Here is a 21,037-nt window from a genome sequence, read left to right on the forward strand (position 1 = left end):
CGTAACGCGGATATTGATGATAGATGGTCTAAAAACGGTCTTTCGTCTCAATATCCGCGTTCTGTTTTGTACGCTGCTGAGCTTGGCTAGAAGATAGTTTCACCTTGCCGTCAAGAGCGAGCGTTTACTGCACAAATTCGGTAAATTGTTCGAGGGCTTCGGGGTTTCGAAGCGTGTCTTTGCTGGTAGCCAGCGAAACGTCCATACCCGATAAAATCTTTTTAATGGGGGTCTCCAGCTTTTTACCGCTAATGGTATACGGTACTTCCCGGATTGCATAAACCCGATCGGGTACATGGCGAGGGCTAAACTGCGTTCGGAGTGTTTGTTTGATTCGGTTGATGAGTCCTTCATTCAGTGAATAGCCTTCGCGCAGCACAACAAACAAGGGCATAAAATAGCGACCTCCCGGCTGCTCCAGACCAACCACTAAACTGTCGGCAATTTCGGGTAAGCTTTCTACGGCGCTGTAAATCTCGCTTGTGCCAATACGGACCCCATCCCGATTGAGCGTAGCGTCCGACCGGCCATGAATAACCACTCCGTTGTGGCTGGTGATCTGAATGAAATCGCCATGTCGCCAGATACCCGGATAATCGGCAAAATAGCTCTTGCGGTATCGGTCGTTATTCGGATCGTTCCAGAAATAAATGGGCATAGAAGGCATAGGCTCCAAAATGACCATTTCACCCAGTGACCCTCGAACGGGCTTTGCATGTTCATCGAACGCTTCAATGTTGGCGCCCAGCATTCGGCATTGTATTTCGCCCTCATATACCGGCAGGAGCGGATTGCCACCTACGAACGCACTGCATACATCGGTACCACCACTGAGCGAAATCAGCCAGACGTTCGGCTTAACGGACGCGTAAATCCAGCGGAAACCCTCGGGAGGTAATGGGGAACCCGTTGAGCCAATGGTTCGAAGAGCCGACAATTTTACAAGTTGACTCGGATGAATGTCGGCGCGTAGGCAGGCCATATAATAAGCCGCTCCACCACCAAAATGATTTATCTGAGCCGTTTCCGCCAGTTTCCATAACACACTCAGATTAGGATAGCCCGCAGCCCCGTCGTACAGAACCAGCGTAGACCCCACTAGCATTGATCCAATGGCATAGTTCCACATCATCCAGCCCGTAGTCGAATACCAGAAATACCGTTCGCCCATACGAACGTCCTGATGCAGAGCCAGCGCTTTCATATGCTCAAGCAGACACCCGCCAACACTATGCGTAATAGCTTTGGGTTTTCCCGTAGTACCCGACGAATATAATACCCAGATAGGATGCTTGAATGGTACTGGCTCAAACGTCAATCCGTCGGGAGCGGGGGTCGACAACACCGCTTGCCAGTGCGTAAAATCCGCCGTTTGACCTACCGATCGATCCATAAAACTGTCAAACTCCTCACTTGATTGATCGTGAAGACAGGGAACCCAAATGACCTGCCTGAGCGAAGGTAGTCGGTTGGTCAGTTCATAGATGGCATCGGTTTTATCAATGATTTTTCCATTGTATTGATACCCGTCAGTAGCAATCAGCACCTTGGGTTTAATTTGCTGAAACCGGTCAACCACACTGTCGGTACCAAAGTCGGGAGAGCAGCTTGACCAGATGGCGCCAATCGAGTTCGTTGCCAGAAAAGCTACGACGGCAGCCGGAATGTTGGGTAAGACGGCCACAACCCGATCGCCCACACCTACACCCAATTGTCGCAAATACGCGGCTACGGCTGCTACCTGACGTTCCATCGTATCCCAGGACATTGAGGTTAGCGACTGTTGCTCAGAAGCAAATAGGAGCGCAGGACGATTGGCCGACTGATGGGTAGCTTTATGCCGAAAAATATGTTCGGCATAGTTAAGTGTAGCGCCACTAAACCAGTCAACGCCAACCATATCGGCATCACTCGGCCTGTAAAGAACCTGCTTATAAGGCGTGTGACTCTGTACGTCAAAAAACTGCCAGATACTTTCCCAGAATGCTTCCAGATCCGTTACCGACCAGTCCCACAGGTCGTCGTAATCACGGAAATACAGACCTTTTTTGATGAAAAGCCAGTCCATGTAGCGTTTCATCATCGTTTGCTCAATGATACGTCGATCGGGCGTATAGAGGGGTTTTTCGGTAGGTGAGGGCATTAGTGGTAGGGAGTCGTTAGTCGATAGTCGTCAGTTGTTCGTTGTTAGCCATCGATAGTCTGCTTAACAGGATCGACTGACGACTACTGACTAACGATTGATCCCTCCTCTGGATTGTTTTTTCGATAAAATGCGTTTCGGGAAAAGAAGTAGTATCGGGTTGTCCTGAAAAAAGCTAAATTTGTAACCCATTTTTTACTTGCCTTGAACAGTACACTGACAATCAGTGTTGCTTTACGATAAAAACAGACGATTTACTGTATTTTTCCATGAATCAGGATTCAGAAAAGAACGACCGGAATAGCCGACCAAACCGTGACGGTGGTCGTTCGTTGGGCCGTCGGGACGATGCCCCACGTTTTAGCCGGAACCAGGATGGTGACCGGCCACGCTTTAGCCGAACGAATGATCGGCGTGACGACAGAGATGATAAACCTCGTTTCAGTCGGGAGCGTACTCAAAAACCAACCGCTCGCGATGACGATCGTGGGAATCGTAACGATAATCGCTTTAATGACCGACGTCGGGACGACCGGCCTGCCCGGTTTGACCGCGATGAAAAACCTCGCTTTGATCGGGGACGTCGGGATGATTTTGATGAACGTCGCCCTCGTTTTGATCGCGACGCACCCGACCGGCCTACCAGAGGCCCTCGCGATGACAAACGCTTTAGCCCGAAACGGCCAGGAGATACAGGAAATCGTCGGTTCGATGAGCGTGACACGGATCGACGTGGCCCAGGACCAGCCCGTTTTGACCGCAATAATGACCGCTCTGGTAACGAACGGCGTTTTCGCGATGGGGCTGACGAACGCCCGCGTTTCCGTAACGATTCGGACGGAGACCGCCCTCGTTTTAGCCGGAATCCACGCGGAGAACGGAACGACGAACGTCCAAACACCCACAATGACCGCTTCGGCAATGACGAGCGGCCACGATTCAACCGATTCTCAAAGGATACCGATCGGCCTGAGCGACCTGCTCGTTTCGATCGGGACGATAAACCCCGATTTAAGCGAACAGACAGCTTTAACCGGGATAACACCGATCGGCCCAAACCTCGATTCGACGCTGGCGAGCCACGGGGCAAAGGCCAGGGCTCCGGTAACAGCGACGCTTGGAACCGTGAGAACGAAGCCCCCCGTTTTACGGGCCAGCAACGCAAAGAATCAGGTGATCGACGCACTGGGAAATACGATAAAGCACCAAACTATAATCGGGATATAAACCGCGAAGAGTCTTCTTTTCGCCGGAAATCGTCGGACGACCGTCGCGGAAAGTCGAAAGGGACCGATGAAAGACCAAAACGTACGGGTTCAGAAGAACACCAGGACGGGCCTGGGTTGACCCGGCTTAATCGGTACATTGCCAACTCGGGTGTTTGCTCACGTCGGGAAGCCGATGAACTCATTGCACGGGGCGATATTTCGGTAAATGGCAAAGTCGTGACCGAAATGGGCTACAAAGTGAAAGAGGGCGACACGGTGAAATATGGCACGAAGGTGCTAAATCCTGAACGGTTCGTGTACGTGCTGCTCAACAAACCCAAAGACTATATCACCACCACTGAAGACCCTGAAGATCGGAAAACGGTGATGGAACTGGTAGCTGATGCCGGTAATTTCCGCATCTACCCCGTCGGTCGACTGGACCGTAACACAACGGGTTTGCTACTCCTGACCAATGATGGCGAGCTCGCGGATAAACTGACGCATCCATCCAACAATATCCGTAAAATCTATCAGGTTGAGATTGATAAGCCAATAACGGAAGAGCACTTTGAGGCTATCCGAAACGGCCTTGAACTCGAAGATGGTCCCATCAAACCGGATGCCTTGAGTATTGTTACGCCCGATGCACAGGTTATCGGTATCGAAATTCACTCGGGCCGGAACCGGATTGTCCGCCGGATTTTTGAAAATTTTGGTTACGAAGTCACCAAACTCGACCGGACTACCTATGCTGGGCTCACTAAGAAAGAACTCCCTCGTGGCAAATGGCGTTTCCTGGAACCCAAAGAGGTTGTGAAGCTGAAATACTTTAACTAATGATTGAATGATCGAATTGTTGAATGATTGAATGGAAGCGTCAGCCATATTCAATCATTCAACAATTCGATCATTCAATCATTATAAACCTATGAATCACCTTTTCCCGTATATCGAGCGGACGTTGCTGCACCCTGCGGTGACGATCAATGAGCAGTATGAGGTGCTCGATGAGGTGATTCAACTCGGCATGGCGGGCATGACCGTTGCGCCATTTTGGGTGAAAAAATTCCGCCGGGAACTGGGTGAAAACCATCCGGCCATCCTGTCGACGGTAATCGGCTATCCGTTTGGTTACCAGCGTACCGAAGCTAAGCAAACCGAAATCGAATGGGCGTTGAAAGATGGCGCCAGCGAAATTGAAGTGGTTCTAAATACCTCTGCCCTGTTTTCGCCCTCGTCGGTCTGGCTCAAAATCGAACTGGCCAAGCTCGTGTCCATGACTCACGCCCAGGAGAAATTCTTCACCGTTATCCTCGAATCGACCCTGCTGGATGAAGAACAGCGTCGGAGCATGATCAAACTGGCTGCCGATGCGGGTACCGATTTTATCAAAAACGCAACGGGTGCTCTCCCTACTAACTTCTCACTTGAATCAGCCTTGCAATTTCGCCGGGATGTTCCACAATCCGTCGGGGTTAAGCTCGTGGGCGACGGTGCTTCGGAAAGCCAGCTAGAGGAGCTGATTGCAACTGGTGTAGATCGTCTGTCGATAGGCCGATTGGTTTTATAAAAAGATGTTGGAAAGTTTTTGGTTTAAGTTGGCAATTTTATACTTTGCGCATACTTAATCCGCTTTCCTGTATGCGTTATCGATCCTTGTTTCTTACTGCCTTTTTATAATTTAATTTTCCACAACTATTTATTCCTTATGCGCTACCTTTTACTTACCTGTATCCTGTTGATTTATAGTCGCTGTTTCGCCCAACTGGATACGATCTACACCAATAGCGAGAAAGTTGCCTGCATTGTTTAAGAAGTTACTCCTGATGTTGTGCAGTTTACCTTCCCACAGGACCGACTTGGCTTTCCTAACGCTCAGCTTGCCCAGAATACGTCGTATTATAGTGGATATACGCAAGAGGCCAAACGGATTAAGTCGCGCAAAGTGTGGAGCAATTTTGGTATTGGAGCAGGCCTTGCTATTGCTTTTGTACTTGCCCTATCTGCACGGTAACCCCCCGAGTTTTCATCTCGCAGTAGCCGCAAAATGTCTTGTTGCTGAGAACGTTGAGTAATTGGAATTGAAAGTACATTAGCTACTGAGAACCAAAAAATGATAATCGAATGCCAACCCATAACGAACGTCGGATTCGCCCTGTCCTGATCCTGATTCTGGCCCTGCTCAGTAGTAGCCTTTTGCTGTTTGCCTATATGGCCGTAAAAGGCTATTTACTTGAATGACCCTGCAAAAGCTTACCAACTAAAACCCTTCCCTTTATGCGTTATCTTTCTCTACTCTTCCTAATTTTAACTCCTTCCCTTTTGCTTGCTCAGCAAACGGTCTATCAACTTTTTGAAGTCGATAGTGTAGCCGAACCGCGTGGGGGACAAGCTTATCTGAGTACCTTCCTGCAAGTCAATTTGCGCAAGCCCATACAGGCCGAAGCCAAAGGAATTGTTGGTCGGGTTACGCTTACAGGTATTGTAGAGACGGATGGAAGTATTTCAAACGTAAAGACAATTAATAGTCTGCGTTCCGACTGTGATCGGGAAGCGATACGAATAGTAAGCTTATTTAATGCCTGGAAGCCAGCTAGTAAAGGTGGTAAGGCCGTTCGGCAGCTGACCACAATTCCGGTTTCGTTTAAACAAAATACGCCATTCGTTTATCAAAACGGTATGCGAATTGATTTTTTTGGGACAGATGGTAAGCCCCTTTTAGCAGACAGTAGTCAGGCGCTTTATAAGCGAATTACTCCTCTTGATACAAACCAGATTCCAACAGGCGATGTCGTCGTTTACGAAAGAAAAAATAGCCTCTGGAAAGAGTACTTTCGGTTATCTCTTATCCGTAAAAAACACACTCAGACGGGTTCTTCGGCGAAATTACTTTATACACTTGGTACTCAAAACTATAAAAAGGACTGGGAAGGCACCTTATTGGTAATTGATGACGATAATAAGCGTATTAGCGAAGCTTATTATGAAAAAAGTATGCCCTTGGGTTCATCATTAACGTACTATCCAAATGGAATGGTCGCTGAAAAAGATGATAAGCTGGATGAAAAATCAACAGAAATGGGCTGGTATGCGAATGGGCAGATTAAGCATATAAAAACGTTTAATAAAACCAGCCCTTTATCCGAACCAGAACAAATTACGGCTTTATGGGATTCGGCGGGGAGGCAAATGGTTAAAGATGGTAGAGGATGGGTAACTTACAAAAACCGTGAAGAATCGTACAGTGATACCTCTAAATTTACTACGTTGACTGAGGAGGGAAATTACGAAAAAGGATTTAAACAGGGAATCTGGATAGGGCGTTATGCAGACGGTTCTTATTATTATGAAGAGCAGTATGATAAAGGGATTTGTCGGGTAGGCAAGGCAAAAAGCGAAGGGAAAGATACAGTGCGTTATAATGAGGTGATGCAGCAACCCGAATTTGCCGGCGGTATGCCCGGTTTAGGGAAGTTTTTGTCGGCAAATCTACACTATCCAAGTAAGGCGCAACGGGCAAATGCAGAAGGTAGGGTCTTCATCAGTTTTGTTGTCTGCACTGACGGAACGCTCTGTGATTATGAGGTTATAAAAGGCGTTCAGAAGGATTTGGACGAAGAAGCGTTGCGTGTGGTTAAAGAAATGAGTGGTAAATGGAAACCCGGTTACCATCGTGGGGAAAAGGTTCGGGTTAAATATAATCTGCCGGTTAATTTCAGTCTGTATTGACTTCTGGTAAGAAGTTTCGTTAAAGCCCGTAATCTGTTTGTAAATAGATAATTCTGCTCTCCCAGAAATAGATGCGTTTATTCAATCCGCTTTCTAATATGCGCTATATATCTCTATTCTTCTTAGTTTTAATTCCTTCGTTACTGTCTGCCCAGCAGACGATCTATCAGTCATTTGAGGTGGATAGCGTAGCCGAACCGCGTGGTGGTTTAGGGGCATTCAATACGTTTCTGTTGGCGAATCTGCGAAAACCGATAACCGCACAGGCAATAGGGGCTGGTGGAGTTGTGGTAATTACAGGCGTTGTGGAAACAAATGGACGTATATCGGATGTGCGGATCACAAAAAGTCTCCGATCGGATTTTGATCGGGAAGCCAGGAGAGTATTCTCGCTTTATAATGCCTGGAAACCTGCGAAAAAGCAAAAATTCGCTGTTCGGCAGCAGGTAAGTATGCCGATTATATTTAAATCCAATACGCCCGTAAACTATGTACGTGGTGCGCAAATTACGTATGAGGATGCTGACCTTACTATGCTCCCGGATAGTAATGAGCGAGTAAAGTTTAAGGAGGTTAGCCCGTTGGATACTAATGGACTGCCTTCCGGCGATCTGGTGATGTATAAATTAGTGAACAAGAAATGGGAGGAGTATGCTCGCGATTCGCTTGTCTATAAAAAAAATGAACCGTCAGATTTATCAGGTAAGCCTACCTATACCCTTGGACATCAGCAGGCCTTACTAAAATTGAATGGTTATATCTGCACCGTAGATGCTACCGGAAAGCTACTGACAGAAAACAATTATAGAGTCGGAAAGCTGTCTGGTCCACAGATTACCTATCATTCAAATGGCGCCGTTGCCGTAAAGCATGAATACAATGGTGACAAACAGGTTATTTTGTCCTGGTATGCTAATGGGCAGATTCGGCAAATTCAGGAACTGTTTGCAGGCGGTACTTTGGAGCCTTCGGAGATAGATAAGGTAACAGCATTTTGGGATAGTACGGGTCGGCAGTTAGTCAGAAATGGGAATGGATGGGCGCAGTATCATCGGACTGTAAAATCGTATAAGGATAAAACTAGCGAAACGTCACTTGTTGAACAGGGAGATTATAGGGATTATCTGAAACACGGTACCTGGATGGGTTATTACAGAGATAGCTCCTATTTCTATGAAGAGAACTATGATAAAGGCATTTTAATAGCTGGCAAATCCTGGAGAGCGGGGCAGGATACCACTATGTATGAACTGGAAGATAGAAAGCCTGTATTTTTAGGAGGCATAGAGGGATTAAAGCAATTTCTAAAACAGAATTTGGGGTATCCAAGTAGCGCACAGCATGATCGAGTAGAGGGGCAGGTCGTTGTTAGTTTTGTGGTTTGTACAGATGGTACACTATGTGATTATGAAGTGACCCAAAAAGTTCGATCTGATCTGGACCGGGAAGCCCTGCGCGTTGTTAAGAAGATGAGTGGACACTGGATTCCCGGAATACAAAGAGGCAAAAAAGTCCGGGTTAAATACTTCATGCCTGTCAATTTTTCATTGTACTGAAGGTTAATCTGACGAGTCGCAGCTAAAACCCGTGATCTGTTTGTAAATTTGCCGGATAACCTCCGCGCATATGTCGCTCAAGCAAGTCCCTCTCCATCACATTCATCAGCAGTTAGGTGCGAAAATCGTACCGTTTGCGGGTTACGAAATGCCCGTTCGTTACTCCTCCGATCTGGAAGAACATAACACCGTTCGCAATAGCGTTGGTATCTTCGATGTCTCGCATATGGGCGAGTTCGTGCTCAAAGGCGAAGGCGCATTGGACCTGATTCAGCGCGTGTCAGCCAATGATGCCAGCATTCTGTACGATGGCAAGGTGCAGTACAGCTACCTGCCCAACGGACAGGGCGGGATTGTCGACGATCTGGTGATTTATCGGATCAGCGATCAGGAATACATGCTTGTCGTGAATGCGTCCAACATCGAGAAAGACTGGAACTGGATCAGTCAGTATGCGTCGGATTATGCCGTTACCATGACCAACATCTCCGACGGTACGTGCCTGTTTGCCGTGCAGGGGCCAAAAGCGGCTGAAGCATTACAGTCGCTGACGAATGTTGATCTGGCATCGATGGAGTATTATACCTTCGAGAAAACCGATTTTGCCGGATGCGCCAACGTGATCATCTCCGCAACGGGCTATACGGGTGCCGGTGGTTTTGAAATTTATGTGTCCAATCATCAGGCCGAATCGGTTTGGAAAGCCATTATGCAAGCCGGTGAACCATTCGGTATCAAGCCAATCGGTTTGGGTGCCCGCGATACACTCCGACTCGAAATGGGCTATTGTCTCTATGGCAACGATATCACCGACGAAACGTCGCCCATTGAAGCGGGTCTGGGCTGGGTTACCAAGTTCACCCATTCCTTCATCGATGCCGACAGCTTAAAAGCGCAAAAAGAGCAGGGTGTTTCTCACAAACTAGTCGGTTTTGAACTGATCGACCGGGGGGTACCCCGCAGCCACTATGAGCTGGTTGATGCCGACGGTAATCAGATCGGTGAAGTAACATCGGGGACGCAATCGCCTACGCTGGGTAAAGGCATTGGCTTAGGCTATATCAATACGGCCTTTAGTAAACCCGGCACCGAAATCTTCGTTAAAGTCCGCGACCGACTCCTGAAAGCCCAAATCGTTAAACTTCCCTTCGTTAAAAAATGACCGCTCCGGCGGCCCGGCGGAATTTAACGGATTGATGGATTAAACAGATTTTGTTAAACCATACCGCTTCGGAGAAGCGAAAGCAAAATCTGTTTAATCCACCAATCCATTAAATCCCGGTTCAGACAATATGAAACAAATTGACGTTTGCTTTACCCCCGATTTACTACATCTACACACGGTTGAAAACACCATTGTTGTCGTGGCAGATGTGTTCCGGGCTACTTCGTGCATGGTGACAGCCTTTGCCTATGGTGTCAACAGCATTATTCCCGTCGCTACGGTTGACGAATGTAAGGAATTACAGGAGCGTGGCTACCTGGCCGCTGCCGAACGCAATGCCCGTAAGGTAGAAGGCTTTGAGCTGGATAATTCGCCGTTTACCTACATGGACGAGCGGATTCGGGGCGCTAATATCGCCATGACGACCACCAACGGTACCTTTGCGATTACAAAATCGCGGTCGGCGGTGAAGGTGCTGGTTGGTTCGTTTTTAAATCTGGATGCGATCGTACGGTACCTGAAAACGGAAGGGTATGATGTGATGGTCCTCTGTGCAGGCTGGAAAGGCCGGGTCAATCTGGAAGATACCCTGTTTGCAGGGGCCCTAGTCGACCGGTTGAAGGATAGCTACGCAATGGCCGAAGATAGCGCTATCATGGCGTGGCGACTGTATGTGCAGGGTAAAGATAATCTGGTTGGCTATATGGCCAATGCATCGCACATCCGCCGACTCCAGCGCCTGGGTATTCAAAAAGATATTACCTACTGCCTGCAACACGATCTCTACGATGTTGTGCCCGTACTGCGTGGCAATGCATTGGTCAATATGTAGGGGCAGACTACTTTTTACTGACAAACGAGTTGCCTTTGATGTAGTACCGATAGGGTAGGTCGGCCCCGTGGGTTATACCAATGCGGGTGGTCGTAACCATATCGAAATCGTGAAGAACGGGGCCTCGTATATAAATGCGTCCGTTTGTCAGCGATGTGCCATTATCCCGCGCTCGGTCAATGCCCATCGCAATGGTTAGTTTACTGGGTCCATTAGCCAGATTACGCTGCCCCTGCGCGGTATTTTGGTCGATAGTATTGTTACGGTAGCGGGCAAACCCTGTTTTGAACGCATCGTTTCGGCGAAGCGCCATCAGGTCAATACCTTCGGTGGGTTCCAGGGCACGGATGAGTACGGCTTCGCCAACGCCTTCGGGGCCGGTTACGACATTGATGCAGTTGTAGTGATTGTAAATCTGGTAAACGTAGAGTGTACCGGCGGGGCCAAACATGGCTGCATTACGGGCTGTTTGCCGCCGGTACGCATGACAGGCCGGATCATCAGTCAAATACCCTTCTGTTTCGACAATAATACCCGCCGTTGTCCCCTCTTCTGATTCATGCACGAGCTCGCAACCGAGCAGTAGCTGAGCTAATGTCAGGGTATCATGCGATTGATAGAAGGTTTTGTCAAGCGTTGTCAAGAATAGCCAGGTTTTGTCAAACGTTGTCAGGAGTGGTCACAAGTTGACTAGATCACATTCATCGTCTGTTCTTTGATTTTTTCCAGCTCGTCTTTCATCTGAACAACTAGCCGCTGAATGGCAGCATCGTTGGCTTTAGAGCCGATGGTATTGATCTCACGGCCAATTTCCTGCGAAATGAAATTTAGTTTTTTGCCATTGGCTTCTTCACCCGTCAGTACTTCAAGGAAATAAGCCAGGTGATTTTTGAGCCGGACCTTTTCTTCCGAGATATCAAACTTTTCGACGTAATAGACTAGCTCCTGTTCAAACCGGTTCTGATCGAAACTTTCGCTGTCGAGCAATTCTTTTACGGAATTTCGCATCCGTTCCCGTACCGCTGGAATCCGCCGGACATCCTGTTCTTCCACATCCGCCAGCCGATTCGTAATGATCTGGATGTATTCCTGGAATTTACCTTCAAGCATGGATCCGTCCTGTTTCCGGAATGCATCACAGCGACGAATGGCTTCCTGAACGGCAGCCTGCACCGTTGCCCAGTCCGATGCATCGGCAGCGGGGTCGGCCGATTCAGTCAGGAAAGCATTGGGCTGTTGTAGCGCCTGTTGGAGTATCTGTCCGTCGGGTATGCTCATGAGCATGGTATTGGCTGTCTCCTTCAGGTCATTGACATATGCCTGTACCAATGGCCGATTGATCGTGACGCCTGGTCGTACCATACTCGTACGGGCAAGGTTGATGGAAAGTTCTACTTTACCACGTTCCAATTGCTGCGTTAGCAGAGCACGTAACTCAATTTCCTTGTCCGAAAATTGGCGGGGGATACGGCAATAAATATCCAGAAATTTTGAATTCAGCGTTTTAACCTCAGCCGTTACAGACAGGCCTCCAGCCTCTACTGTTGCATTGCCGAAGCCAGTCATTGATTTTAACATTCTTTGTGGGGTTTACAGTTTACAGTTTTCGGTTTACAGTTGGCTGACGCATAAGAAAATGCTGACGCGCCAGCCAACTGTAAACCGAAAACTGTAAACGTTATAACTCATTTAAGCGCTCCTGCTTCCAATTCCAGATACTCTTTACGATGCCGGGCTACGTCGATGGCCGTATAGATTGCCTGTAGCATAGACGTTTCGTCAGCCAGGTTTTTTCCGGCAATATCGTAGGCGGTTCCGTGGTCGGGAGAGGTTCTGATGGCGGGCATACCAGCGGTAAAATTGACACCTTCCTCAAAGGCAATCGACTTAAACGGAATAAGCCCCTGATCGTGGTACATGGCCAGAACGGCGTCGAAATGCTTGTAAGCTCTTGTTCCAAAGAAGCCGTCGGCCGGGTAGGGGCCAAATACCAGTTCACCTTTGTCCAATAAATCGGCAAGCAGCGGGTTGATAATCTCCTGTTCCTCGTTGCCCAGTAGGCCTTCTTCTCCGGCATGTGGATTAAGGCCCAATACCGCAATACGAGGTTTTTTAATCCCAAAATCCTGACGCAGCGATGTCATCATCAGGGCAAGTTTTTGAGCGATGCGTTCCCGCGTGATGCTCTGACGAACGCGACCTAATGGAATGTGTCCCGTCACAACGCCAACGCGTAAAGCTCCGCTAACCATAAACATCAGGTTGTCCTGAACACCAAATTCCTGAGCCAGATACTCGGTATGGCCCGGAAATTTAAACTCTTCCGACTGAATATTGTATTTGTTGATCGGTGCCGTTACCAGTGCATCCAGTTTACCGGCTTTCAAATCATCGACGGCCCGTTGCAGGCAGGAAAATGCTGCCTGTCCGGCTTCGGGGGTTACGCGACCCGGCTGAATATCCTGGTTTTGATCGGGCCAGCACGTAATCACATTGGTAAGTTTATGGCTGATCTGCCCAATCGATTGAGCACCATTCAGATTCCAGTCTTTGAAATTGAGCAGGTTCCGATACCGGTTCAAAATCCGCATCGACCCGTAGATGACGGGGGTGCATATTCGCTGTAACCGATTGTATTGCAGCGCTTTCAGAATGACTTCAGGGCCAATACCATTATAATCGCCCAGTGAGATGCCAATCACCAGCCGATCTTCCCGATTAATATGTTCGGCAGACTGGTTCGGATGGCCGCTTATATCGCGCAAGGTTGCTTCGCCCAGTAAGGATTCCTGCACACGAGGTAAAGGTGGCGTTTGCTCCCGGTTGGGTCGATTGTCGTCGCGTTGCCGGGCTTCGTTCGGACGCTGATTTGGGTTGGGTTGGCGATTTTCAGGCCGATTTTCCCGCTGATTCTGTTGATTTTTTTGACGTTGCTCCTCTGGCCGACCATTCTGCTGCCGGTTTTCCCGCTGATTTTGACCAGGTTTTTGAGATCGTTCTGGTCGGTTAGCCGGATCGTTTTCAGGCGTGTTATTGCCATTGCGATTATCCCGAAAAGGGGCACCATGACGCTGATTGCCAGTACGTTGATAGCTCTGTGGTTGCGACTGGGCTTCGGCTGGACGCACGTCAGGTTTCGACCCGTTTGATGGGGTATTGCGGGGTTGATTCGATTCGTTAGGTTGGCGTTGTTCCATGTACTTTTTGTAGTTTCGCCAAGAATTAATGAATAATGTAAAATGAATAATAGATACTGCAAGCCTGGCATGAATTGACTAGGGAATCCATACAACTATTCATTGTTCATTGTCCATTATTCATTGTTAATTACTTAATGAGTGCCGCAAGTTACGAATAACCCCGGATGTTCCAGAGTCAACGATCTATTCTCATTGCCGACGAAATGCACCCGTCGCTTTTTGCCATGCTCACCGAAGCAGGCTTTCAGTATGATTATCAACCAAAAATCAGTCGTGCTGAGTTAATGACAGCCCTTGAACCGTTTGAAGGACTGATTATCAGAAGCAAAACTACTGTCGATCATGAATTGTTGAGTCATGCACCCAACCTACAGTTTATTGGGCGGGCAGGGGCAGGTCTGGATTTAATTGATCTGGAGGCTGCTGAAGAACGCGGTATTGCTGTGTTTCATGCCGGTGCAGGCAATCGGGATGCTGTGGCCGAACATACGGTAGGCATGTTGCTGGCCTTATTAGCCAATATTCTTAAGGCCGACCGTGAGGTACGGCAAGGCATCTGGGATCGTGAGGGAAATCGGGGATATGAACTCGGAAGCATGACCGTCGGACTGATTGGGTATGGAAACAATGGCCGTGCCACCGCCAAACGACTGAGTGGGTTTGGTTGTCGGGTATTAGCGTATGATAAGTTTCTGACCAACTACGGCGATGCGTTTGCCGAAGAAGCAACGATGGATCAGATCATAGCTGACGCCGATATTATCAGTCTACACATTCCACTGACCGATGAAACACGCATGTGGATCAATGATGAGTTCATCAGTCAGGTTGCCAAGCCCTTTTACCTGAACAATATTGCTCGGGGCGAAATCGTGTCGCTGGCAGCCGTTGTACGTGGACTGGAAAGCGGTAAAATTCGGGGAGCCACTTTGGATGTCCTGGAAAACGAAAAATTGGCTAAACTAACTCCCGACCAACAGGCCACTTTTGATTATCTACGTCAATCGAATCGAGTGATACTGACGCCACACGTTGCTGGCTGGACACACGAAAGCTACGTACGTATCAATGAAGTGCTAGTGAGACAGTTGGTTGATTAGTTAGTACACTATTCTGTCATTCCGACGGAGGAGGAATCTTCGGATGAGTATCGTATTTTCTTCCTCGCCCGAAGATTCCTCCTGCGTCGGAATGACAGAAAACTTAGTTTACACTGTAGTTAATTGGTTAACTAACTATAAACCAATCAACTACTTCACTACTGTCAAATTACTTGTTGTGCAATTCGTTCCGGCATCGTTGGTGAGGCAGATCTGACCGGTGACGGCTCCGGTTGGTACGGTTGCAATGAGTGAAGTGCCTGATAGACGGAATGTGGCAGGAGACGATGTTCCACCGTTGAATCGGACGGCTGTTACGGTCGAGAGGTTTTGGCCTGTAATAATGATCTCAGCGCCAACGGCTGCGCTCTTGGGCGTAAAATCGGTGATAGTGACCAGCCGAATTGGTGTAAACGAAACGGTAGTCGTTACTTCCCCTGCGATATTCATAATGCGTAGGGGACCTATTTGCGCATCAGCAGGAACCAGTACCCAGCGCTCGGTATCCGTGTTTTTTCCGCCATCGGCTGCCGGGCTGGTTGAGCCGGTAAAATAAATCTGTGCATCCTGCAAAAAATCACCGCTCAGAACGATCCGTTCACCGACTCGCGCTTTGACAGGAAGTAGACTGGAGACAATGGGTTTTTGCACCACGACCAACGGCGTAGAAGCCGTACCGGCCCGACTCGTTACGGTCACTGGGCCACTGGTTGCATTGTCGGGTACGCCAATCAGAAGGTCCACTCCTTCATTCCGACTCGTTACGGGTACACTGATACCATTGACTTTTACATCGGTAATTCGGTAGAGATTTTTACCCGAAATAGTAAGCGGACGCCCATTTTGTTGCCGGGTCGGATTGACCGACAGATTCGATGGGGGTAAATAAAAGAAGAACGGATCGGTAGCGGTAGCCGTCCCGCCAATACTGCTGGCCGAAATCGTGACATTGCCGGATGTTGTCAGAGCAGGTACCGTAGCTTCCATCTGGGTGCTGCTCAGCACACGAAAAGGTACCGAAACGTTTCCGAAAAATACACTCGTAATGTTCAGTAAGTTTAGTCCCTGTATAGTCAGTTTATCGCCGGCAATGCCATCGCGAGCCAGCAGATTCGTGATGAATGGCTGTGGAATTATCTTCAGTGAATCGGTACTGCTGGCAACGAGCGTTTCAAAAACCCGGACCGTTACCAGACCCGATGTGGCCGTCGTGGGAATTGTCGTTCGTATAACGGTATCAGTTACAGTGGTCACTCCTTTATCGGTAACCAGTCCATTGATACTCAAAATGCCATCAGTTAAATTTTTGCCCTGTACGACCAATGCCGCACCTGGTTTTGCCTGCGTAGGACTAATTCGGGTGATCTGTGGTGTTCCAGCGACAATAAATCTGGTAGTCAAATTACCGCCTTTCGTGTCGATGGCGAGTGCCGACGGACCTCGAGGAACATTGGAAGGAACCACAATCGTTAACTTCTGAGCCGTACTGTCTTTTATAATAGCGTCAATGTTATCGAATCGAACTCGATTAACCTGATTAAGGAAATTGCCCGTAATAACGACAGTAGTACCCGGAAGCCCGTTAGTGGGTGTCACCGAAGCCAAAATAGGAGAGGGCTGTTTAACGGTAAAAGGTAGCGGGTCCGATATACCCTGATCCGTTTGGACCCTGACCTGATTGATGTCCAGGGCTGCTATCGGCACACGAATAAGGATAGAATTGTCATCGTGACTCTGAATAGGGGCCGTTACAACCGATTTGGATGTGGTAAATGTAACAATCGGATCAGAACCAAATTGATACCCCTTTAATCGAACACTATCATTGACGAAAGCCTCTTTAGGCGCTACGCTGATCAATTCGGGTGGATTGCGTTGTACGCGACAGCTTATTGAGCTAATAAGTACAAAAAAGAGAAAGAAACGTAATAGTGTCGAGTTCATAGATAGCAACGGGACAATCTACCCGACGCAGATAATCGGTAAAATTAGTCATTTTAAGTGTCCAAAAACCATTTCTTTCGAAAGCCTGTTAGACTTAATGAACAATGAATAATGTTAAATGAATAATGACCACCCGGTGCCTATCCTTCATTATACATTGTCCATTATACATTATCCATTATAAGCAGAATGATCTACCGCAATCTGAAAGCATCAAAACTATTGGCCATTACTACACTCGGTGAGCTAAAAGCGGCCGGGTATGAATCCCGCTCGATCAAGCAGGAATTGCGGGAAAATTTAATTGAGCGAATCAAAGAGAAGGAAGTCGTTTTTCCGGGTATATGGGGGTATGAAGATACGGTGATTCCCGATGTGGAACGGGCCATTCTATCCATGCACCACATTAACCTGTTGGGGCTGCGCGGACAAGCTAAAACCCGAATTGCCCGGCTGATGGTCAATTTGCTGGACGAGTATATTCCGGTGGTGGCTGGGTCCGAACTCAACGATGATCCGCTGAATCCAATTTCGCGGTATTCTGTTGACCTGATTGCCGAAAAAGGTGATCAGACACCCATCGACTGGCTGCACCGGAATGATCGCTATACCGAAAAGCTGGCAACGCCCGATGTGTCGGTGGCTGACCTGATCGGCGATGTGGACCCAATCAAAGCCGCTACGCTCAAATTGCCCTACTCCGACGAACGGACGATCCACTTCGGATTGATACCCCGCTCGCACCGCTGCATTTTTGTGATCAACGAATTGCCTGATTTACAAGCTCGTATTCAGGTGTCGCTGTTTAATATCCTGCAGGAGGGCGATATTCAGATACGTGGTTTTAAGCTCCGGCTTCCACTCGACATTCAGTTCGTGTTTACGGCTAACCCGGAAGATTATACCAACCGGGGGAGCATTGTGACGCCGTTGAAAGACCGAATCGATTCGCAGATTGTTACCCACTATCCGAAGTCCATCGAAATCGGGAAGAAGATTACGATGCAGGAAGCCATCATCAAAACGGAGCAGAAAGGCATGGTGAAAACCAACGACCTGATCGCCGATTTGATTGAGCAGATTGCGTTGGAAGCCCGTGAGAGCGAATACGTTGATTCGAAAAGTGGGGTTTCGGCCCGGATGACCATTTCGGCCTACGAAAATCTGCTTTCGTCGGCTGAGCGCCGGGCGTTGCTCAATGGCGAACGGGAAACCTATGTGCGGATAGCCGATCTCTATGGCGTTGTACCGGCTATTTGTGGCAAGGTCGAGCTGGTGTACGAAGGCGAAGTAGAGGGGCCGGTGATTGTAGCACAAAACCTGATCGGCAAAGCTATTCGGAATCAGTTTTTGCAGTATTTCCCGAACCCGGAAAAAGCCAAAAAAGATAAACGAGGTAATCCCTACAAGAAAACAACGGACTGGTTTGGCGACGGCAATACAATGGATATTCTGAACGACCTGAGCAACCGCGACTACGAGGCTCGTCTGCGTACCATCGATGGGTTAGACGACGTTATCGATCAGTTTCATTCACGGCTGAGCAAACCCGAAAAACTGTTCATGATGGAGTTTGCGCTGCACGGGCTGGCTGAGCATTCGCTGGTGGGTAAAAAGGCGATGGATACCGGACAGTCGTTTAAAGATTTGCTGGGGTCGATGTTCAACCCAGGCAGTAACTTTGGCGAAGAGGAAGATGAAGAGGACGACGACCGGTATTAAGCCAATGATTGGCTGATTGATCGCAGTTCTTACCGGCAAGGGCGCTAGCAGATGATTTTTACTCTGTAGCGCCCTTTGTTTATTCCTTATAGATAGTCTATTTCTTCCATAAGGGCCGAATGGACGGGCAGTTCATTGAGAAGAAGTGCGACAGCCGCATGGCCTGAAGCGTTTAGATGAACACCATCAGTTAAAAAATAAGGTTTCTGTCGTGGGATTGCCCGGAATGTATCAATCAAGAGAAATCCGTTTTGCTGGATAGATCTATAAATAACCGGAAGGCTTTCCCGGCGAAGCCATTGATCTACAGCGTTTAGGCTAGGGAAAGGGGTCATAACTACTACTTTATCCTGATACGGAGCCAGCATGGTAAAGGCATGTTTTAGCGATTGGTCAACCTGCTTCAAATAAGGAAGCTTACCAAATAAAGCCTTATAAAACGTTAGGCAAGCGGCTTTGATCTGATTTTTTAGCTGTTCCCGAAACGATATCGGGCTAAGATCGGCTGCACTGGGTAACTGTTTAGGTTGGTACGTTTTGGTGGATAGCGGATAAGACAACTCCTGAAAAAGCTCACGAAATCGTTTTCGCCAGGAGAGTTCATAATGACCAAGTTGAAGAATGATCAGATCCGCTTGCATCAGTTCGGATTCGTGCTGCGTAATTAAATCAGCTACTTGATTTAAGCTGACCATGCTGTGACAAGTAGTATAGACAGGAGCCTGTCTATTGATTTCTAACTGCTCTGTCAATTTTTGGATAAAACCAAGATGTGGAGAGATGGCATAATTGCCAATATGGCAACCACCAATTGCAAGTAAATTCATACGTGTAGTGAGCTGAGTTTATAACTCATTACTTTATATGACGGTAATACGTTGCAATAGTTTCCTTAAAATATAATTAATAATAATTAAAAAGATATAAAAAGTCGCTTTAATGTTGGCTATCTATAAAACGCTAATCGGGCAAATACAGGGAGTTTAACCCTATATTTGCCCGATTAGCGTTTGTATTTACTTGAGATTACTAATGGGATTATTCAACGACAACAGCTGTGCCGTTGGCGCTTACCATCAGCATGGCTCCGTTGCTACCAATGGTCTGATAATCTAAATCGACGCCAATAATGGCATTGGCTCCCAGCCGCGAAGCCTGATCAATCATTTCTTTGATGGCGATACTTTTGGCTTCGCGTAGTGCCTGTACATAGGCTCCACTGTGGCCACCCACCACATCTTTGATGGTAGTAAAGAAATCCTTTACGAGGTTAGCGCCAATAATGGCTTCCCCATTGACCAGACCGATGTATTTTGTGATTTGTTTATGTTCAATATTAGGCGTAGTTGTGATTAGCATTGTTGAAGGGAAGAATGTTTCAGATTGTAAAGTTATAAAAGGTCTTCAGTATACAGTTGACGGCTTATAGTAATCGATTGTCTATTTGCCTATTTCCAGTTCAATAATTGTGTCGATGGTATCGCTGGAGGGGACATCCGTCAGATTTTCGAGAGCTGATTGATAGCCTGTCTGGGCGAAAGGGGAAAGATTAGGCAGATAAAAAGCAGGGAAAAGGACGAACGCATAAGCATTGAAATCATCGTTCTATGTAAAGCGGCTGCAGGTTACATTTTTACCCAACCCTATGAGTTATTCATCAATTGATCTACAAATACACGGCTTTCCGCCAGAGCCCCAGGATGAATAAGCCAGCCAATGAGCTGATCCTGATCGTTTTTGACCGTTCAATAAGCGCTTATCCGTATATCGACCGTTTGCTCAAGTGATGTTTAAGAACTTAGCTGCCCGTTCTACTTTTGACCCGAACGTTATTTATGAACTATGAAACATACGAATGCAACTCGGTTGATGGCATGGGCGCTGGTAGTGGCTCTGCCCATGTGGTTTGGAAGCTGTAAAAAAGGGAGTGATGATGCCGTAACGCCCTCAACGTCGGCCATTGAAGGAAGCTGGCGGATTTCAGGGTATAAAATTGACCCAGCTATTGACTTAGGAAATGGTCAGAAAACGAATGACTTACTCAGTATTTACAAATTATATCCTGGCGGCAGCGATGTCGTTGACTGTTTGACGACTACGATCGTTACGTTCAATAGTGGAGGTAAAATAACGGGTAAAGCTGGCCCGAAATGCAGCACAACGACGGATGATATGAATCCGATTGAAGACAATTCAACCTGGAAACTGGATGGTAATAAGCTGACGATCACCAGTGGCACTGATGTAACAACTTATGATTCTTCGGTAAGTGGCAGTACGTTGAAATTGTCGAGCCAGGAGAAGGAGGATCTGGATGGCGACGGTAAGGATGAGACCTATACGTACACGATGGAGTTGACGAAAGTGTAAGTGATCTTTTCCTGAGCAACCTTTCAAATTACTTTTGCTTAACAGCCGATCGGTAATCCATTGCC

Annotated in this window: 17 protein-coding genes; 10 read left to right on the forward strand and 7 right to left on the reverse strand. The window is 47.7% G+C overall.

Annotated features, from left to right (window positions below):
- Positions 1-124: 124 nt before the first annotated feature.
- Positions 125-2,143 (reverse strand): acetoacetate--CoA ligase, encoded by a 2,019-nt coding sequence (locus ACYVFD_RS07740; RefSeq protein WP_461089245.1) that lies wholly within the window; start codon positions 2,141-2,143, stop codon positions 125-127.
- A gap of 269 nt (positions 2,144-2,412) precedes the next feature.
- On the opposite strand from ACYVFD_RS07740, the gene ACYVFD_RS07745 reads away from it, so the two are divergent.
- From ACYVFD_RS07745 to ACYVFD_RS07775, 7 genes are all read left to right on the forward strand, one after another.
- Positions 2,413-4,191 (forward strand): pseudouridine synthase, encoded by a 1,779-nt coding sequence (locus tag ACYVFD_RS07745; RefSeq protein WP_461089247.1) that lies wholly within the window; start codon positions 2,413-2,415, stop codon positions 4,189-4,191.
- A gap of 91 nt (positions 4,192-4,282) precedes the next feature.
- Complete coding sequence (locus ACYVFD_RS07750) at positions 4,283-4,924, forward strand: deoxyribose-phosphate aldolase (protein ID WP_461089249.1); 642 nt, start codon at positions 4,283-4,285, stop codon at positions 4,922-4,924.
- Positions 4,925-5,185: 261 nt separating this feature from the next.
- Positions 5,186-5,368, forward strand: coding sequence for a hypothetical protein (locus ACYVFD_RS07755; protein WP_461089251.1), 183 nt, complete (start codon positions 5,186-5,188; stop codon positions 5,366-5,368).
- Between the two features lie 263 nt (positions 5,369-5,631).
- Positions 5,632-7,083 (forward strand): TonB family protein, encoded by a 1,452-nt coding sequence (locus tag ACYVFD_RS07760; RefSeq protein WP_461089253.1) that lies wholly within the window; start codon positions 5,632-5,634, stop codon positions 7,081-7,083.
- A gap of 98 nt (positions 7,084-7,181) precedes the next feature.
- Positions 7,182-8,639 (forward strand): TonB family protein, encoded by a 1,458-nt coding sequence (locus ACYVFD_RS07765; protein WP_461089255.1) that lies wholly within the window; start codon positions 7,182-7,184, stop codon positions 8,637-8,639.
- Positions 8,640-8,709: 70 nt separating this feature from the next.
- Positions 8,710-9,801, forward strand: coding sequence for a glycine cleavage system aminomethyltransferase GcvT (gene gcvT, locus ACYVFD_RS07770; RefSeq protein ID WP_461089257.1), 1,092 nt, complete (start codon positions 8,710-8,712; stop codon positions 9,799-9,801).
- 130 nt (positions 9,802-9,931) lie between these two features.
- Positions 9,932-10,636, forward strand: a complete 705-nt coding sequence (locus tag ACYVFD_RS07775) for a 2-phosphosulfolactate phosphatase (protein ID WP_461089259.1) — start codon at positions 9,932-9,934, stop codon at positions 10,634-10,636.
- Between the two features lie 7 nt (positions 10,637-10,643).
- On the opposite strand, the gene ACYVFD_RS07780 is transcribed toward ACYVFD_RS07775, so the two are convergent.
- The 3 genes from ACYVFD_RS07780 to pdxA form a co-directional block, all read right to left on the reverse strand.
- A complete protein-coding gene (locus ACYVFD_RS07780; protein ID WP_461089261.1) occupies positions 10,644-11,279 on the reverse strand; it encodes a DNA-3-methyladenine glycosylase in 636 nt (211 codons plus the stop codon).
- Positions 11,280-11,326: 47 nt separating this feature from the next.
- Positions 11,327-12,214 (reverse strand): YicC/YloC family endoribonuclease, encoded by an 888-nt coding sequence (locus ACYVFD_RS07785; RefSeq protein WP_461089263.1) that lies wholly within the window; start codon positions 12,212-12,214, stop codon positions 11,327-11,329.
- A 107-nt stretch (positions 12,215-12,321) separates the two neighbouring features.
- The gene (pdxA, locus tag ACYVFD_RS07790; protein ID WP_461089265.1) at positions 12,322-13,833 is read right to left on the reverse strand and encodes a 4-hydroxythreonine-4-phosphate dehydrogenase PdxA; all 1,512 of its coding nucleotides are present in this window, start codon (positions 13,831-13,833) and stop codon (positions 12,322-12,324) included.
- A gap of 167 nt (positions 13,834-14,000) precedes the next feature.
- Between pdxA and ACYVFD_RS07795 the strand changes: the two genes are divergently transcribed.
- Positions 14,001-14,936 carry a 2-hydroxyacid dehydrogenase gene (locus ACYVFD_RS07795; protein ID WP_461089267.1) on the forward strand — a complete coding sequence of 312 codons (936 nt, stop codon included), beginning with the start codon at positions 14,001-14,003 and terminating at the stop codon, positions 14,934-14,936.
- A gap of 150 nt (positions 14,937-15,086) precedes the next feature.
- Here ACYVFD_RS07795 and ACYVFD_RS07800 read toward each other — a convergent pair whose 3' ends face one another.
- On the reverse strand, positions 15,087-16,880 hold the full coding sequence (locus ACYVFD_RS07800; protein ID WP_461089269.1) for an IPT/TIG domain-containing protein: 1,794 nt from the start codon (positions 16,878-16,880) through the stop codon (positions 15,087-15,089).
- A 189-nt stretch (positions 16,881-17,069) separates the two neighbouring features.
- On the opposite strand from ACYVFD_RS07800, the gene ACYVFD_RS07805 reads away from it, so the two are divergent.
- Positions 17,070-18,602 (forward strand): P-loop NTPase family protein, encoded by a 1,533-nt coding sequence (locus ACYVFD_RS07805; RefSeq protein ID WP_461089271.1) that lies wholly within the window; start codon positions 17,070-17,072, stop codon positions 18,600-18,602.
- A gap of 86 nt (positions 18,603-18,688) precedes the next feature.
- Here the strand turns inward: ACYVFD_RS07805 and ACYVFD_RS07810 are convergent, their stop codons facing one another.
- Positions 18,689-19,429, reverse strand: a complete 741-nt coding sequence (locus ACYVFD_RS07810; RefSeq protein ID WP_461089273.1) for an SGNH/GDSL hydrolase family protein — start codon at positions 19,427-19,429, stop codon at positions 18,689-18,691.
- Between the two features lie 211 nt (positions 19,430-19,640).
- Positions 19,641-19,961, reverse strand: coding sequence for a heavy metal-binding domain-containing protein (locus tag ACYVFD_RS07815; protein ID WP_461089275.1), 321 nt, complete (start codon positions 19,959-19,961; stop codon positions 19,641-19,643).
- Between the two features lie 483 nt (positions 19,962-20,444).
- Between ACYVFD_RS07815 and ACYVFD_RS07820 the strand changes: the two genes are divergently transcribed.
- Positions 20,445-20,972 carry a lipocalin family protein gene (locus ACYVFD_RS07820; RefSeq protein WP_461089277.1) on the forward strand — a complete coding sequence of 176 codons (528 nt, stop codon included), beginning with the start codon at positions 20,445-20,447 and terminating at the stop codon, positions 20,970-20,972.
- The last annotated feature ends 65 nt before the right edge of the window (positions 20,973-21,037 follow it).

Source organism: Spirosoma gilvum (assembly GCF_054776815.1).

Bases quoted from the DNA above. Each gene is read 5' to 3' on its own strand.
- ACYVFD_RS07740 (WP_461089245.1), bottom strand. From the start codon at position 2,143: ATGCCCTCACCTACCGAAAAACCCCTCTATACGCCCGATCGACGTATC.
- ACYVFD_RS07745 (WP_461089247.1), top strand. From the start codon at position 2,413: ATGAATCAGGATTCAGAAAAGAACGACCGGAATAGCCGACCAAACCGT.
- ACYVFD_RS07750 (WP_461089249.1), top strand. From the start codon at position 4,283: ATGAATCACCTTTTCCCGTATATCGAGCGGACGTTGCTGCACCCTGCG.
- ACYVFD_RS07760 (WP_461089253.1), top strand. From the start codon at position 5,632: ATGCGTTATCTTTCTCTACTCTTCCTAATTTTAACTCCTTCCCTTTTG.
- ACYVFD_RS07765 (WP_461089255.1), top strand. From the start codon at position 7,182: ATGCGCTATATATCTCTATTCTTCTTAGTTTTAATTCCTTCGTTACTG.
- gcvT (WP_461089257.1), top strand. From the start codon at position 8,710: ATGTCGCTCAAGCAAGTCCCTCTCCATCACATTCATCAGCAGTTAGGT.
- ACYVFD_RS07775 (WP_461089259.1), top strand. From the start codon at position 9,932: ATGAAACAAATTGACGTTTGCTTTACCCCCGATTTACTACATCTACAC.
- ACYVFD_RS07785 (WP_461089263.1), bottom strand. From the start codon at position 12,214: ATGTTAAAATCAATGACTGGCTTCGGCAATGCAACAGTAGAGGCTGGA.
- pdxA (WP_461089265.1), bottom strand. From the start codon at position 13,833: ATGGAACAACGCCAACCTAACGAATCGAATCAACCCCGCAATACCCCA.
- ACYVFD_RS07795 (WP_461089267.1), top strand. From the start codon at position 14,001: ATGTTCCAGAGTCAACGATCTATTCTCATTGCCGACGAAATGCACCCG.
- ACYVFD_RS07800 (WP_461089269.1), bottom strand. From the start codon at position 16,880: ATGAACTCGACACTATTACGTTTCTTTCTCTTTTTTGTACTTATTAGC.
- ACYVFD_RS07805 (WP_461089271.1), top strand. From the start codon at position 17,070: ATGATCTACCGCAATCTGAAAGCATCAAAACTATTGGCCATTACTACA.
- ACYVFD_RS07810 (WP_461089273.1), bottom strand. From the start codon at position 19,429: ATGAATTTACTTGCAATTGGTGGTTGCCATATTGGCAATTATGCCATC.
- ACYVFD_RS07815 (WP_461089275.1), bottom strand. From the start codon at position 19,961: ATGCTAATCACAACTACGCCTAATATTGAACATAAACAAATCACAAAA.
- ACYVFD_RS07820 (WP_461089277.1), top strand. From the start codon at position 20,445: ATGAAACATACGAATGCAACTCGGTTGATGGCATGGGCGCTGGTAGTG.